Annotated in this window: 18 protein-coding genes; 11 read left to right on the plus strand and 7 right to left on the minus strand. The window is 43.1% G+C overall.

Translation table 11 applies throughout. The features are described from left to right. Positions 1–5 precede the first annotated feature (5 nt). Positions 6–956, plus strand: a complete 951-nt coding sequence (locus ACILP5_RS04040; RefSeq protein ID WP_395617380.1) for an L-threonylcarbamoyladenylate synthase — start codon at positions 6–8, stop codon at positions 954–956. Further along, complete coding sequence (locus ACILP5_RS04045; protein WP_395617381.1) at positions 953–2296, plus strand: dihydroorotase; 1344 nt, start codon at positions 953–955, stop codon at positions 2294–2296. Before ACILP5_RS04040 ends, ACILP5_RS04045 begins: the two co-directional genes overlap by 4 nt. On the opposite strand, the gene ACILP5_RS04050 is transcribed toward ACILP5_RS04045, so the two are convergent. Continuing rightward, entirely contained in the window at positions 2273–2809 is a 537-nt protein-coding gene (locus ACILP5_RS04050) for a GNAT family N-acetyltransferase (protein ID WP_395617382.1), read from the minus strand. The genes ACILP5_RS04045 and ACILP5_RS04050 overlap by 24 nt on opposite strands. 76 nt (positions 2810–2885) lie before the next feature. On the opposite strand from ACILP5_RS04050, the gene ACILP5_RS04055 reads away from it, so the two are divergent. Beyond that, positions 2886–3524: a DUF4386 domain-containing protein gene (locus tag ACILP5_RS04055; protein WP_395617383.1), complete on the plus strand. Its 639-nt coding sequence runs from the start codon at positions 2886–2888 to the stop codon at positions 3522–3524. Here ACILP5_RS04055 and ACILP5_RS04060 read toward each other — a convergent pair. Beyond that, complete coding sequence (locus ACILP5_RS04060) at positions 3498–4301, minus strand: glycerophosphodiester phosphodiesterase family protein (protein ID WP_395617384.1); 804 nt, start codon at positions 4299–4301, stop codon at positions 3498–3500. The two genes, ACILP5_RS04055 and ACILP5_RS04060, sit on opposite strands and share 27 nt — an antisense overlap. Before the next feature lie 293 nt (positions 4302–4594). Here ACILP5_RS04060 and ACILP5_RS04065 point away from each other — a divergent pair, with 293 nt between their 5' ends. From ACILP5_RS04065 to ACILP5_RS04095, 7 genes are read left to right on the plus strand one after another with little or no spacing between them, the layout of a single operon-like run. Beyond that, a complete protein-coding gene (locus tag ACILP5_RS04065; protein ID WP_395617385.1) occupies positions 4595–4840 on the plus strand; it encodes a hypothetical protein in 246 nt (81 codons plus the stop codon). 59 nt (positions 4841–4899) lie between these two features. Next, on the plus strand, positions 4900–5685 hold the full coding sequence (locus ACILP5_RS04070; protein WP_395617386.1) for a PhzF family phenazine biosynthesis protein: 786 nt from the start codon (positions 4900–4902) through the stop codon (positions 5683–5685). A 2-nt stretch (positions 5686–5687) separates the two neighbouring features. Beyond that, complete coding sequence (locus tag ACILP5_RS04075) at positions 5688–5843, plus strand: hypothetical protein (protein ID WP_395617387.1); 156 nt, start codon at positions 5688–5690, stop codon at positions 5841–5843. 4 nt (positions 5844–5847) lie between these two features. Then, on the plus strand, positions 5848–6363 hold the full coding sequence (locus ACILP5_RS04080) for a DinB family protein (protein WP_395617388.1): 516 nt from the start codon (positions 5848–5850) through the stop codon (positions 6361–6363). Between the two features lie 53 nt (positions 6364–6416). After that, the gene (locus tag ACILP5_RS04085) at positions 6417–6554 is read left to right on the plus strand and encodes a DUF2256 domain-containing protein (protein ID WP_252624661.1); all 138 of its coding nucleotides are present in this window, start codon (positions 6417–6419) and stop codon (positions 6552–6554) included. After that, positions 6511–6822: a TIGR03643 family protein gene (locus ACILP5_RS04090; RefSeq protein WP_395617412.1), complete on the plus strand. Its 312-nt coding sequence runs from the start codon at positions 6511–6513 to the stop codon at positions 6820–6822. The genes ACILP5_RS04085 and ACILP5_RS04090 overlap by 44 nt, the downstream gene beginning before the upstream one ends. After that, positions 6822–7898, plus strand: a complete 1077-nt coding sequence (locus ACILP5_RS04095) for an FAD-binding domain-containing protein (protein ID WP_395617389.1) — start codon at positions 6822–6824, stop codon at positions 7896–7898. The genes ACILP5_RS04090 and ACILP5_RS04095 overlap by 1 nt, the downstream gene beginning before the upstream one ends. On the opposite strand, the gene ACILP5_RS04100 is transcribed toward ACILP5_RS04095, so the two are convergent. Next, positions 7878–9317, minus strand: a complete 1440-nt coding sequence (locus ACILP5_RS04100) for a cryptochrome/photolyase family protein (RefSeq protein ID WP_395617390.1) — start codon at positions 9315–9317, stop codon at positions 7878–7880. The two genes, ACILP5_RS04095 and ACILP5_RS04100, sit on opposite strands and share 21 nt — an antisense overlap. Beyond that, on the minus strand, positions 9314–10777 hold the full coding sequence (locus ACILP5_RS04105) for a deoxyribodipyrimidine photo-lyase/cryptochrome family protein (protein ID WP_395617391.1): 1464 nt from the start codon (positions 10775–10777) through the stop codon (positions 9314–9316). Before ACILP5_RS04105 ends, ACILP5_RS04100 begins: the two co-directional genes overlap by 4 nt. 84 nt (positions 10778–10861) lie before the next feature. On the opposite strand from ACILP5_RS04105, the gene ACILP5_RS04110 reads away from it, so the two are divergent. Further along, positions 10862–11491 carry a hypothetical protein gene (locus ACILP5_RS04110; RefSeq protein WP_395617392.1) on the plus strand — a complete coding sequence of 210 codons (630 nt, stop codon included), beginning with the start codon at positions 10862–10864 and terminating at the stop codon, positions 11489–11491. On the opposite strand, the gene ACILP5_RS04115 is transcribed toward ACILP5_RS04110, so the two are convergent. The 3 genes from ACILP5_RS04115 to ACILP5_RS04125 all read right to left on the minus strand — a co-directional run bounded on the left by ACILP5_RS04115 (position 11486) and on the right by ACILP5_RS04125 (position 14726). After that, positions 11486–11974 (minus strand): DUF4442 domain-containing protein, encoded by a 489-nt coding sequence (locus ACILP5_RS04115; RefSeq protein WP_395617393.1) that lies wholly within the window; start codon positions 11972–11974, stop codon positions 11486–11488. The genes ACILP5_RS04110 and ACILP5_RS04115 overlap by 6 nt on opposite strands. 11 nt (positions 11975–11985) lie before the next feature. After that, the gene (locus ACILP5_RS04120) at positions 11986–12606 is read right to left on the minus strand and encodes a hypothetical protein (RefSeq protein WP_395617394.1); all 621 of its coding nucleotides are present in this window, start codon (positions 12604–12606) and stop codon (positions 11986–11988) included. Between the two features lie 113 nt (positions 12607–12719). Beyond that, positions 12720–14726 carry a glycoside hydrolase family 3 protein gene (locus ACILP5_RS04125; RefSeq protein ID WP_395617395.1) on the minus strand — a complete coding sequence of 669 codons (2007 nt, stop codon included), beginning with the start codon at positions 14724–14726 and terminating at the stop codon, positions 12720–12722. Between the last annotated feature and the right edge of the window lie 45 nt (positions 14727–14771).

Genomic DNA, 14771 nt, shown 5'->3' on the forward strand with positions numbered 1-14771 from the left:
AAGATATGATTACGTCAGATTTATCATTTGTAAAAGACCAGCTAGAGCGGGGAGAGGTAGTAGGAATTCCTACGGAAACCGTTTACGGTCTAGCCGCAAATATTTACGATGAGCAAGCGATTGCAAAGATTTTTACAACCAAAGGAAGACCGAATACGAATCCTTTGATTGTACACGTAAAATCGATGGATCAAGCGCGTACACTTGTGTCACATTTTCCGGCGAAAGCGTCTATTTTAGCGGAGCGTTTTTGGCCTGGTCCTTTAACATTAATCCTGCCCAAAAGCGATTTAATTTCTGCTGCCATTACTGCCCAGCAATCTACGGTAGCGATAAGAATGCCTAACCACAAAACAACGTTAGCCTTGTTGGAAACGCTAGATTTTCCATTAGCCGCTCCCAGTGCAAATCCATATAACCGAATTAGCCCAACACGCGCTGCGCATGTGGACGCATATTTTCCTCAAATCCCTATTCTAGAAGGCGGCAATTGTGAGGCCGGTGTAGAGTCTACCATTCTTTCATTTGATGGAGATGAAGTGGTTTTATTACGGCATGGCGCTATTTCAATCGAGGATATTGAAGCGGAGGTAGGTCGAATTTTGGATCGAACTTCCTCCGAGTCAGTTCACCTGGCTCCAGGCAGAAGCAAGAAACATTATTCGCCTTTGTGTGAATTAATTATCAGCTATGAACCCCTGTTTATGCTCAGTGCCGTACAGGAAAAGAAAGTGGGGATTTTATGGTTTAATGAAGTGAAGATTGATAGTCCTAAAGTAGCCATTAATCACATACTTTCTCCCAGCGGAAGTTTTAAAGAAGCCGCCGCTCACATGTACGATGCCTTGCATCAATTAGAAAAATCAGGAGTCGAATTAATTATTGTAGAGCGTCTACCTAATTATAATTTGGGACGTACCATTAATGACCGGTTTGAGAGAGCCGCAGCCAAATGAAAAAACAATTACTTGTAAATGCTAAACTTGTCAATGAAGGCGCTTGCTTTGTTGCAGATGTATTGATTCATCACGGGCGCATTGAAAAAATCGCCCCCCATATTAGCGACTCTAATGTGGATGTTTTCGATATCAATGGGAATTATCTGATCCCCGGAATGATCGACGACCAAGTCCATTTTAGAGATCCTGGCTTAACTTATAAAGCAGATTTAACGACAGAATCAAGAGCGGCTGTAGCCGGAGGAGTGACCTCGTTCATGGATATGCCTAACACCGTTCCTAATACACTTACTCGTAATTTATTGGAACAAAAATACCAGGCCGCGGCGCAGCAATCGCTCGCTAATTTTTCTTTTTTCATGGGGGTAACCGCCGGGAATTTAGAAGAGGCTTTACGAGTGGATAACGAAAGCGTTTGTGGTATTACAGATGATGGGCTTTACTTTAATGAGCAGCAGATTTTAGCCAATAATCCGGAGTATTTAGAAAAGCTTTTCTCGCGGGCAGAAACGTTAGTCGCGTTACATAGCGAGGATGAATCCATCATTGATCGAAATTACGAGCGGTATTTTGATGAGACTCAGGGTCGTATTCCTTTTGCTTTACATGCCAAAATTCGAAGTGTAGAGGCCTGCGTGACAGCCACTAAAAGGGTCTTATCCATTCAAGCAAAACACCAAAATAGACTACACTTTTTTCATATTTCGACAGGGGAGGAAGCGCTTCTATTTTCTGATTCAGATGACTATTCGACGAAGCGAGTAACGGCTGAAGCCTGTATCCATCACCTTTGGTTTACAGATGCTGATTATGAAAAACGGGGTGGAGATATTAAATGGAACCCTTCCATCAAGACTGAAAATGACCGCCAAATGTTGATCCAGGCATTAAAAGAGGGCCGTATAGATATCATCGCTTCTGATCATGCACCGCATAGTAAGGAGGAGAAAACAGGAACGTATGAGCAAGTAAAATCGGGAGCACCGATCGTGCAACATACTATTCCGCTCTTGTTTGAATTGGCTTCTCGAGGTGAAATTTCCATCGAACAGATTGTCGAAAAAACCAGTCACCGGGTGGCGGATATTTACCGAATGAAAGAGAGAGGTTATTTGCGCGAAGGCTACTTTGCGGATTTGGTTGAAGTGGCTCCTAATTCCCCTTGGGAGGTTAGTGAAAAATCGCTGCTCTACAAGTGTGGCTGGGCACCCGTTACAGGTCAGCAACTCTCCGCTAAAGTCAAGCGCACTTTTGTGAATGGAAATCTTGTATTTCAGGAGGATAAATTTATTTCGGATGCCAAAGGATCCCGCTTATTTTTCGAAAAAATCAGGTAGCGGTTTTTTCATTAATACATCCCTTTGAGCATCATCCCCCAGCTGGAAAATATGTTCGCCAAATTCTACGAATCCATTTTTCTCATAGAATCTAATGGCTCTCGGATTCATCTCCCAAACACCTAGCCAGATATAGGGAGATTTGCGCGCTTTTGCGATGGCTAAAGCTTGCATGTAAAGTAAAGTGCCTACCTGTTTTCCTTGGTATTTCTGAAGTACATAGATGCGCTCGATTTCCAGTGCGTCTGGATCCTGTTTTTCGTTTTGTGCGTCACCCGCATTGACCTTTAAATAACCAATCACTTCGTCTACTTGCATGGCAAAGTAAAACTGGGAATTTTCGTTTCGAAGTTCTTTCCCAAGTTTTTCCTCCGAAAATCCTTCCTCTAAATAAGCGGCCATATTCTCTTCTGTATTACCGTCCACATAGGTTTCCGAAAAGGTTTGCCGCCCGATCGCTTGTAAGGCAGATAGGTCTTCTAAGTTAGCTTGACGGATTTGTAGGTTATTCATAGGATTCCAAAGATAGCAGGCTTGCCGTTTAAATAATAATCTGTTTTGCCTTACCGGAATTGTCGTAATTGCCCCTATGACAGCATCACGCAAAACTTCCTTGACCGCCGGTATACTCTACTTGCTCACCTTTATTTCGATCCCGACCTTGTCGCTTTATCATGAAATACATCAACCTGCCTTTATTTCCAGCTCGGCCCCCACTTCTGATGTGGTTATCGGCGGGATGTTGGAATTACTGATGGCTTTGTTTTGTATTGGGACTGCGATCGTTTTGTACCCGGTATTGAAGAAGCAAAATGAATCCTTGGCTTTGGGTTTTGTGGCTGCTCGCGTACTGGAGGCGGCATTGATTTTTGCAGGTGTTGCAGCTCTATTAACCGTCTTGCAACTGCGCATTTTAGGGGCGGAGGCTTTGGTGATGAGCCGTGGCCTGGTGATGCTGTATGATCGTCTATTTTTGATTAGCCAAAGTTTCATTCCCGCCGTCAATGGCCTTCTTTTGGGTACGCTTTTATACCAAAGCCGTTTAGTTCCCCGTATTCTTCCTATCATCGGAATCATCGGGGCTTTTACTTTGACTGCCGGAGATGTAGCCGTTCTTTTCGGTCTAATGGATCAGCGTGCACCTCTTGCAGGTGTATCTGCGATTCCCATTGCGCTTTGGGAATTCTCTCTGGGGGTTTATCTAGTGGTGAAGGGTTTCAAGCACTAATTTAGGCTTGTCCGTTTGAATCAAATCTACCCCTAGTTTAGCGGCCTTCTTATAGTTAGTTTCGGTGTCTAATGGACCGAGTAAATCTGTGAATACACGAATGTTTTTGGAATGAATTTCATCCACCATTTCTTGTGTTAAACTTAAAAAAGAAGCGTCGAATGCGGCGGGATGAAGTGATGCTATTTTAGGTTGAATTTCTTCTTTATTACGAAGGCTTGGCATTAATCGCGCTTGGGGTAATACCTGTTTTAACGAAAGCAAAAAGGAATCATTTCCATAAAAATAGGAATCATATGCGAGTTTATATTTAACTAGTGTTTCCACTAAGTGGGCAGGAGCAACGTCCTTACAATCCACATAAATATAAGTTTTCTTTTTATGCCAAAAATTCCAGCGCGAAATCAGTTGACATACCTCTTCTAAAGTTGGTATTCTTTCCTTATCAAATTCGATAAAACCTTTACCTGCGGATAATTCGCTTAGCTCAGCAAAGCGTTTGTTTTTCAGAGGCCCTTCTGCGTTCGTAGTTCTGTTTAGAGTACCATCATGCAGAATGACGAGTTTCCCATCCAGTGTAGTGCGCACGTCGATTTCAATATAATCAACTCCTACTTTTAAGGCATCTTTATAGGTTGCTAATGTATTCTCAGGCGCCCGTCCTGTATTTCCGCGATGTGCAGAAATCAGGATGGGTGCAGGAGAGGAACTTCCTTGTGCATATGAGTTAAATTGTGTAGCCCAGGTGAGCACTAATAAAATGATAAATCGTTTCAAGGATTACTTTGTAAAGTTCGTGTTTGCTTCCGTTGTTAATAAAACGTTAGGCCAATAAGCAAGTACCAATTATTGTCTGATAAAGATATTACCTAATTGTTAAAAAAGGCTACCGCGCTACAGATTTAACTAAGCCATTTTTAGTGAGAAAAACCCCTAAATTAGGCTCATTTCGAAGTGTTAAAAACCACGTCATTTTTAACAAAAAATAGCTAATTCCTTAACTATTTGATTAAATGAAAAGCGGGTATTTCTGTTATTTTTGAATAGATAAACATCTAAACAATCTGATTATGGAAATGCCCTTAAATCTCACAGAAGGCCAAAAAGAGCTAGTAAAAGCTGTTTTCGAATCGTATTCAACAAAAGTAAAATCAATTTTTGATGTCGATTATTACATCGATCAAATTTTTGAGACGTGTATTTTTCAATCGGAAGAATTTGATCTTTCAAATGACAACGTATCAGGGGATTTAGCGGTCTGCTATTTCAACTTGATTTATGATTATTTAGATCTCGTTTACGAAGAAGTAGCCTAAGCGCATTTTTGCTGAAAAATTGTAAATTTGTATTTTTCAATTTTATAATTTTCGCGCAAATGCAAATCCCTATTTACCAAGTCGACGCCTTTAGTAATCAATTATTCAAAGGTAACCCTGCGGCCGTTTGTCCATTAAATGAATGGCTGCCGGATGAACTGATGCAAAACATTGCTCAGGAGAATAATTTGGCCGAAACTGCTTTCATAGTTCCCGCTAATGAGGGTTACGAAATTCGCTGGTTTACCCCTACCGTGGAAGTCGATTTATGTGGCCATGCTACCTTAGCGAGCGCACATGTGGTGTTTCACGAACTCGGTTACTCGGGAGATTTCGTCCATTTTCATTCACCTAGAAGTGGCCTCTTAACGGTGACAAAAAGAGGGGACGAATTCGGGCTCGATTTCCCTTGTGATACGATCTCGCAAATCGATGTTGATCCCATTCATAGTACTGGACTTTCTAAAGCCCCTCGCGCCGTTTACAAAGGCAAAACGGATTACCTGTTCGTCTATGATGCGGAGGCGGATATTCGTGAACTCCAACCCGATTTCGAAGCCTTGAAAATTCATCCGGTTCGCGGGATTATTGTGACGGCTCCGGGGGAAAAGGTAGATTTTGTTTCTCGATTTTTTGGTCCAGCATGTGGGGTAAATGAGGATTCGGTGACGGGTTCTGCCCATACGACTTTGACCCCTTATTGGTCTTCGGTTTTAGGAAAAACCACTTTGTCCGCTCTTCAATTATCACAAAGAACCGGTTCATTGACCTGTACTTTGAAAGGCGATCGAGTGGAAATAGCCGGTGAAAGCGTATTATATTTGCGGGGCGAGATTAACGCGTAAAGATGAAAAATAGTAAACCTGCTAAATCGGGCGGTATGCTGGGGAAGCAAACGGTGAACGAGCTTCGGGGAAACGATAAAATTATTCCCAAAAGTGCATTCAAAAGTAATTTGGTAAAAACAGTCAATAAACGAGTAAACAACCCCTATAAATTATAACAACTTGAAAAAACTATTTACCTTTTTCGCCGTTTTAGCGATGGCCACTAGCTTAACAGCACAAACGCCTAAAGAGAATATTCTAAAAGACTGGGAGCGCGCTCGTGCTTACACGAAAGAATATTTAGATGCGATGCCAGAATCAGGATATGCGTTAAAACCGACCAAAGAAATGCGTTCTTTTGCAGGCCAAATGCTTCACATCGCTGATGCCAATTATGGTATTGTAGGAACGGCTACTAAAGTTGCGCCTACGGCAAAAGATTTGGAAAAATCGAACGATGTGGCGAAAGCGAGCGTAACGGAGAAAGTACTAGCTTCTTATGATTTTGCTATCAATGCCATCAAAAATTACCCAGATGCGAAATGGGCAGAGATGATTAAATTATTCAATCGCTTCGACGTAACGCGTGGCCAAGTGATTGATAAGGCTTTCGAGCACCAAACACACCACCGCGGTCAAACTACGGTTTACATTCGTATGGCAGGCGCGACTCCACCAGCAGAGAAGTTGTTCTAGTCGAAACATTTTTAGATGAAAAGGGTTTGTCTTTGTAGGCAAGCCCTTTTTTTATGCAAGGCGTTAAAAAACAACATTTACCTTCCAAAACCTGTCCCGTATGCAACCGCCCCTTCGCCTGGCGCAAGAAATGGGAGAAGAATTGGGATCAAATCATCTACTGTGGTGAAAAGTGCAGACGTAGCAAATAAGTTTACCGACGAGGACATCGACCGGATCATCCAAATGGCGTGGGAAGATCGCACACCTTTTGAGGCGATTGAATTTCAGTTTGGGCTGAAAGAAAAAGAGGTCATCGAATTCATGCGATTGAATAGTAAGGAGTCCAGCTTCCGCATGTGGCGCAAGCGTATGGCGGGTCGCGGAACGAAACATTTGCAAAAACGCGTCGCCGTAGATCCCCGCTTTAAATGCACCTTGCAGCGTAGCATCAGCCTGAATAAAATCAGCAAACGCTAGTGGAATTTCCGACGACACTTGAAGCCGTTTATGCCCGGATTGATTCATTCGATCCCGCTCATTATGCTCGCTCTCGAAATTTTCTGAACGGTGGCGTTTCCTACCTTTCTCCCTATTTGTCGCGCGGATTTATCACATTACCACAAGTCGTAGCTCGATTAAAAGAGCGCGGCATAGGCATGGAACAGGCTGAAAAATTCATTCAAGAGTTAGCGTGGCGTGAGTTTTATACCCGAACTTGGTTTCAAAAAGGCGATGGGATTTTTGCAGACATTCGCCATCCACAAGAAGGAGTGCTGAACAACGGAATTCCGGCTGCAGTAGTAGCGGCAGAGACTGGGATTCGGTCGTTGGATACCTTTTTAGCTACGTTTCCACAGCGCGGTTATCTACATAATCACCTACGTATGTACCTCGCGGCCATCACCTGCAACGTGGGAAAATACCATTGGTCTGAACCTGCGGCTTGGTTGTATTACCATTTATTGGACGGGGATTTAGCGAGTAATGCCTTGAGCTGGCAATGGTGCGCTGGTACTTTTAGCAATAAGCTATATTATGTGAACCAAGAAAATATCAATAAATACACGGGCAGCAGGCAACAAGGCACTTTTTTAGATTGTACCTACGAGGAACTGCCCCTGCTTAAGGTGCCAGAGGAATTGAGAAAATCAGCGAAAGCGGACCTTGTTTTCACTCCTCCCGTGACGAAAGCACTCGAGCTTCAGGAAGATATTCCCACTTTTGTGTATACTCATTATACCCTCGATCCTACTTTCCATGAAGGCGAAGAAGGCAACCGAATTTTAGTCTTAGAACCGAGTCATTTTGCGAAACATCCGATGTCTCCGCGGACGATGGAGTTTATCCTTTCACTCGCTGAAAACATACCAGGAATTCAGATTTATTACGGTGAATATTCTGATTTACACGTGCGTGGAATTTTCCGTGACCACCCGATTAATACGCATTTTCAAGGGGTGCGTGAGGCACATCCTACGCTCGCTCCCGGACTTTTAGGGGAGTTCAACAGCTTCTTTTCTTTTTGGAATAAATTAAGCAAAAAGCTGAGCTAGAAAGGTTTCAGCATTTTTTAAATGCGTTTCCTTTTTTTCCAAAGGCATCTTGTCCCAGGTACTGATCAGCATCGCCCAACGCGGATTTTTGCGGAATGTCTCCCGCTGTTTATCTAAGAATCGCCAAAACAAACCATCCCAAATCTCCTGCCATTCGCCTTTCGGATAGTCACTCATTTTCAAGATATAGTTCGATCCGCAGATATAGGGTTTCGTCGTCATCAATCCGCCATCGCTAAATTGCGACATGCCATAGACATTCGGAACCATCACCCAATCGTAGGCGTCGATGTACATTTCCATGAACCAGCGATAGACCGCATCTGGTTTTATCTCGCATAATAACATGAAATTCCCCAATACCATGAGGCGTTCGATGTGGTGATTATAACCCGTTTTCAAGAGCTTGCGAATTGTCTGATCAATCGGTTCTAATCCCGTGGTTCCGTCATAAAAGGCAGACGGCATTTCGTTCGTGAATCCCCAGTAATTAGTAGTGCGCTGTTGCACACTTATTTTGCGGTACAGCAATTGGACAAACTCGCGCCAGCCGATGATTTGGCGAATAAAGCCCTCCACGCTGTTTAATGGGCCATCGCATTCGGCTACACGTGCCACAACATCAGCAGGATTAAGCAATCCCACATTAATCAGCGGACTTAAAATGCTATGAAACAAAGTCTTTTCTTGTGCCTTGATAGCATCTTCATAATCGCCAAACAAATGCATCCGTTCTCTTAAAAACAACTCTAAGGCTGCTTGCGCTTCCGCATGTGTCACGGGATAATAAGCGCCTGAAAAGGGCATGTCACTCGATCCGGGGTTATCTGGGAAATGCTGTGAAACATAGCTCACGGCCTCGTTAATGTATGCGTTCGGAACGGCCTCAGTGAAAGGAGTCGGGATGACCGTATTCTTCGGAATTTTCTTTCTGTTTTCGGAGTCGTAGGTCCACTGGCCTCCCGCCGGTTTGCCGTCTTCTTCTAGCAAGATGCCACGGTCTTTGCGCTGCTGTGTATAGAAGGCAGTTTGGTAATAGGGCTTGCGATTTCCTAACAAGCCGGTGTCCGTATTTAGGAAATTAGGGCTAGGTAAAAGACGAACGCTGCCCGACCTACGTAAGCGTCTCTCTAGCAAATAATCATTCGGATCGAACAAGGTAATATCACCTTTTATGTACTCGCCGAGAGACACTTCTGAAGAACGGGAATCTTGGGAATCTATATACTTTACGACTTTTCCCGCCTCACGAAGTCGATCCGCAAAAGCGCGCATGCTTGCTCGGTGGAAAATCAGTTTCTGCTTGTGAAAGGCATATTGTTTAAAGAATAAATCGGATTCGACGAGGTAAAACACATCGGCCTCTTGGGCCAAAGTCTCTTCGAAAAGTTGATGCGGAAAAATTAAAAAGGCGCTCATTTATTTACATGTTTAGCTAAGATTCGCGCGCCTTCTTGTCGGGCTTTTTTTGTCTTTCGTAATCCCCATACTTGGTCGGATGCCGATTTTCTAGTCGCACTTAAATCTACCACTGGCGATGGATAATCCACGCCTATTTTAACCCCATACAAAGTCTGTTCCATGTCGCTCAATTTCCATGGTTCATGGATCAAGGTGGCAGGAACTGCGGCTAATTCTGGCACCCATTTTTTGATGAAAACACCATCCGGGTCATGTGCATAGGAATTCTTCACCGGGTTATAAATGCGGATGGTATTTATGCCCGTCACACCGGCTTGCATCTGAATTTGTGGATAATGAATGCCGGGTTCATAGTCGAGAAATTGCCGTGCTAAAAAGTGGGCTAAATCTCGCCAATCTTGCCACAGATTAAAGATAAAAAACGACACCACCATCGCGCGCATCCGGAAGTTTAAATAACCCGTCGCGACCACACAACGCATGCAAGCATCTACGAGTGGAACTCCGGTATGACCGGTTTCCCAAGCCTGAATTAATTGTTCATCGCGGTCTTTCTCTAGCGCTTGATAGGCCTTATTTACTGGCTCAAACTCCATGCGAGATTCATCTTCAAACTTCTGTATAAAGTGACTTTGCCAGTGCAGTCTCGACACGAAATTTTGTAGCGAACGCTTGTTTCTAGCCGTTTTATAATGCTGCATCGTAAAGGTGTGCGCCATCCGCATGCTGATATTTCCGTAGGCCAAATAGGGAGAAATCCGACTGCAGGCTTTTCGACTCGCCTCTGGTTTACTGATTAATGAACTATAACCCACATGCCGGGTTTCGATGAAGCTTTTAAGGTATTTCCAGCCCCAATATTCGCCTCCCTCTTGGAAAGTGGGATTGCGTGTTAGAAAAGAGGATGGCAATTCAGGACCCTTGTGATTGGCATAAAAATCAGCAGGCAAAGTCAGCAAATTCCAATCATCCTCTCGTTGAAAAAAGGGTTCGCTGCGCATCGTCGCCTCCCAACGTTGCTGCCATGTTTTACGTGATTTCAAGCGGCGAATAACCCCATTCGTGGGAGTTTCTTTCCAGACAATTCCGGCACTGTGACAAAAATCGGCGACGTCCTTATCGCGCTGAAAGCTCAGTCCATTTCCAATCTCCTCGTGAGAATAAATCGTCTTGATATCGTAAGCAGAAGTGAGAGCTTGAAACACCGGCAAAACTTCCGAATGAAAAAGGTATAGGGTCCCATTTCGGTCCTCCAGTCTACCCTGCATTTCTTTTAAAGACTCGTTTATAAACCGCCAGTGCCGTACATCGCTGTCTGGAAAAGCAATCAGGGATGGCTCAAAAAAGTAAACTAACAACACCGGTATATCAGAATCCAAAGCCCTGTACAAGGGCTCGTGATCCGTGAACCGAAGATCACGTTTGAACCAGACGATGTTGATAGGGTTTTTGGCCATAAAATACTAACCGATAAAACCCATAGGATGTTTTCAGAAAGAAAAAGCGTACCTTTGCACCGTTTTAAAACTTAATGTATCAGAATGAAACAATTGTTGGCCTTATGCTTTTTTTTAGCCGCGTTCACAATCAACGCTCAGACTGGTAGTATCGAAATGAGTACCGGAGGCTTCTCATTCATTCCTGCATTCACCTCGAAAGAGCCCAATATCATCATCAACGCGAGCACAAATCCGAAAAGAAGATTAACAGGTGCGATGATGTACATGATGCGTATGCAAAGCATGACGCCTACGACGGTGGCCCTATTTACGCGTTACCGTTTTATTGATAAGAAATTTAAGGCTACTGCCGGTATTCATATTCCCGCATTTCAGATGACGGAAGAGTATAAAGTGACGAGTTTCTTTGGTCGTGAATTAACCCTAAGTTATCCTGTAAGCTCGAAATGGAATGTTGGATCCTTTATTTTGAACGGGAATGCCCGAAATACCGATTTTAAAGTGACTCTCGTATCTGGAAATACGAATTACCATCATAAAAAATGGAATTTTTTAACGCAGGGATATTATCTGACGGTAGGAGATTTGACGGGTTTGGCGGAGACAATTTCATATGATATTGACAAGCATTTTCAGGCCAAAGCCTTTGGCAATATCACCCTCACAGATGGGCAAGTAATCGGTACCGTGAGTATCAAATACACGCTATAAGTTCTTCGCCTTAAAGGTCCAGGTAAAGACAAATTCAGCGACGATTTCACCTGCCTGATTTCGGCCTATCGAAGTGACCTGTAATTTTGAACCAGCTGGATTAGCTAAAGCTTCATTCACCGTATCGCGCAACGCCTCGCCATCTTCGCAAGTAAAAATAATTACCCCAGTCGCCTTTTTAATAAATTTCGCTTCTAGCTTTTCGACGAGCATACTCACTGCCGGTTGGCGCTTATAAACTTGCCCAAAAGCCAACATCCCACAACTCATTTCCGCAGCCATCGCCTCTACGGCAAAATACATCGAGCGAAACGGATTCTGATTAAACCAAGAAAGCTTCACACGAACTCCGCATGATTTTTCATCGAAGTGCGCTATCGATAATCCGGCCCAAAAGGCGGATGACAGTTTTTGGAATACAAAAAACTTAAATAGTACAGGGTTTGTGATGATTCGTTTGAAGGCAGGGAAGTGTGGGTTCATTTAGGGGGAAATTATTTTTTCTTTAGTGCAATATAAAAAACGGTATCTATAAAATACAGCATTCCATTTTGTGTAAGGACATTTTCGTCATGAAGATCTTCCAGAATTAAACCAAGATCTACATTATAGTAATCGTGGTTTTTTGTATTTCGGAAACCATTATTTTCCAAAAATAATTTAACAAGGCTTAAATCAGTTTTTTGGGTTGCTTTAATAAATGGTTGCTCTACGACCGCATAAATTATATCTAGTTCTTTGAAGAAACCTAATAATTGATAAGCTGTATCTGGGAAGAATAAATTATTGAGTAAAAGATTGTGCAAGTAGTCTACCCAAGAAGCATAATAGATAGCATCATTCAATTTTAAAACCGAGGTTCCATCTTTTAAATAGACTTTTTGCTCAGCACCTTGCGAAACGTAATTTTCAACATTGATATTACCCAACCACAAGTTCTCTTGGTTAGCAAATTGAATTAAACTCTCTCTTTCTTGTTGTTTGTTTTGCTTGTACTCTTGAGCCATTGAGCCTGTTCCTTTGCTTCTTTTAAGGAAACTGCAGGTTGTTTGGATAAGATGGCAATGCTTAACTTGGCTCTTTCCTGAAAGGATATATTGTATTTCATCTTTCATCTTTTATTGGTTGTACAAAGGTAAGAAAATTAAGCATCCATTTTAAGTGGATGCTTAATGCTTTCTAAATTACCTAGTTAACCAAAACAAACAAAACAGCTTATTGATAATTATTAATAACTCAAACCATGTCCAAACGCAAACAATCCATACCCCGGACCTTCCATATATCCCGGAACATCTGATTTATTTGCATCCACCACCGCTTGATTCAATGGAGTCGTAAATGGCATTTTGCCAGACGGATTATAAGCTCCCGTTACGATATCTAAAAGTGCTTCTTGCGTGGTTCCAAATGTCGCAATAATGGAAGAAGCTTTCCCTTTATCGATTTCCGCAATCACCCATGGATTGGTATAGTTGATGGCTACGATGGTTGGTTTCGCGTTCAATAGTTCATTCACATGCGCGACGTCGATGCGATTAGCGGACAAATTCAAATCAATTTTCGCTCCTTGAGAGCTAAATAAGCCACCAGCTGAAGGAATTAACCACAATAAAACCACATCTGCTTCTTCTTTCGTGGATACGAACTCTAAGCCTGGATAGTTTGGTTTTGAGACCTTGATCGCCTCTGCCGCGTTGCGACCCGAGTTGAAATAGGTTTCAAAATAGACCTTAGTCTTCTTTGCAATAGGCAAACGTTTTTCGTCGTTACGCACTAGCACTATAGATTTGCGAAGGGCTAAATTAGCTGCATCCACCGCCTCTTTATTACCTACGATTTTCACCGCTTCCTCAACATTCACATATGGATTCTCGAATAGACCTAACTCGAATTTCTCTTTTAGTAATTTCGTTACTGATTGATTAATACGCTCCTCTGAAACCATTCCTTTTTTTGCCACTTCGATTAATGACGTCGGGTCAGCTGAGCCAGAGAAGATATCAACACCAGCATTCAATGCTTTTTGGTAGCGCTCCGCAATAGTCATGTTTTCCACACCCCAAGGCATCATCTCAATAGGGCCAGTGTCTGAATTAATGATTCCTTTGAACCCTAATTTGCCTTGCAACAAATCACCGATCATGGCCTTGTTGAACGAGAAACCTACCTCTTCGAATTCCTTGCCTTTCGGTGCTGAATAGTAGGGCATAATTGCCGAAGTTCCTGCCGCGATTGCCGCCTTAAATGGCTTCACGTGAAAGTCAAACATACCACCTGGATAGTGCGCAAATTTTCCCCAATCGAAGTGAGAATCTTGTCCACCTTCTTGTGGCCCGCCGCCTGGAAAGTGTTTGGTGGTCATCGCCACGGACGAAGGCGATAGTTTTGTTCCTTGGAATCCTAAAACGATTTGGGTAATCATATTCGAAGCTAAATCAGCATCTTCGCCAAAAGTCCCCTCTACACGACCCCAACGAGGCTCTGTCGCTAAATCAGCCATGTACATGTAGCCTTTTCGTAGACCTACCGCACGCCATTCGGTCGCGGCTGTTTCTGCAAATTTGCGCGTTAACGTAAAGTCGCGCATGGCTGCTAAACCTAATTCACCCGGCCATTTCGAGAAGGACGTTACGCCTACGCTTAATCCCACTGAGGCGTCCGTAGTCACGTGATTTCGTGGGTTTGAAGCCACAATCGCGGGGATGCCTAGGCGAGTACTTTCACAAAGTTCTTGTAGGTTATTTGACCATTTGGCTAAAATCGCCGGCTCAGCATTCGCCCGTAAAATGAAATGGCGAAGGTGAAATTGCGTTACCCCTTTTGTCGTACCTGCAGCTCCCATATTAGGTGATGCTAATGGTTTGCGGGTGAACATATTGGTATTTTGGACTTGATCCTCTTCGTTAAAACCTTCCGTGATTTTCGGTCGAGGTCCAGCACTACCCTGAACCCCATTATTGAAAACTTGATCACCTCCCATACGGGTCGTGCTGATCAACATGAAGCCTACTTTTTCTTCCAAAGTCATTTGGGATACCAAGTCCTTTGCTCGTTCCGCCACTGGTAGGCGCCAGTCTTCGTATTTATCAAGTTTATTATTCTTGTTTAAATCTTTAAAGGACAATTTTCCTACCCGTAAAGTGGGCGTTTTCATAGCGACAATAACGGGTTGCGTTTGGGCTAGTAAAGAACTAGAGGCAAAAAGCAAGGCAATAAGCACACGTGATTTCATAGGTTTTTTCTTTCTTTGTATAGGAAAGCACATTCGAACCTATTT

This window comes from Aquirufa sp. (genome assembly GCF_044239315.1).
In the GTDB taxonomy this organism is placed as follows: domain Bacteria; phylum Bacteroidota; class Bacteroidia; order Cytophagales; family Spirosomataceae; genus Aquirufa.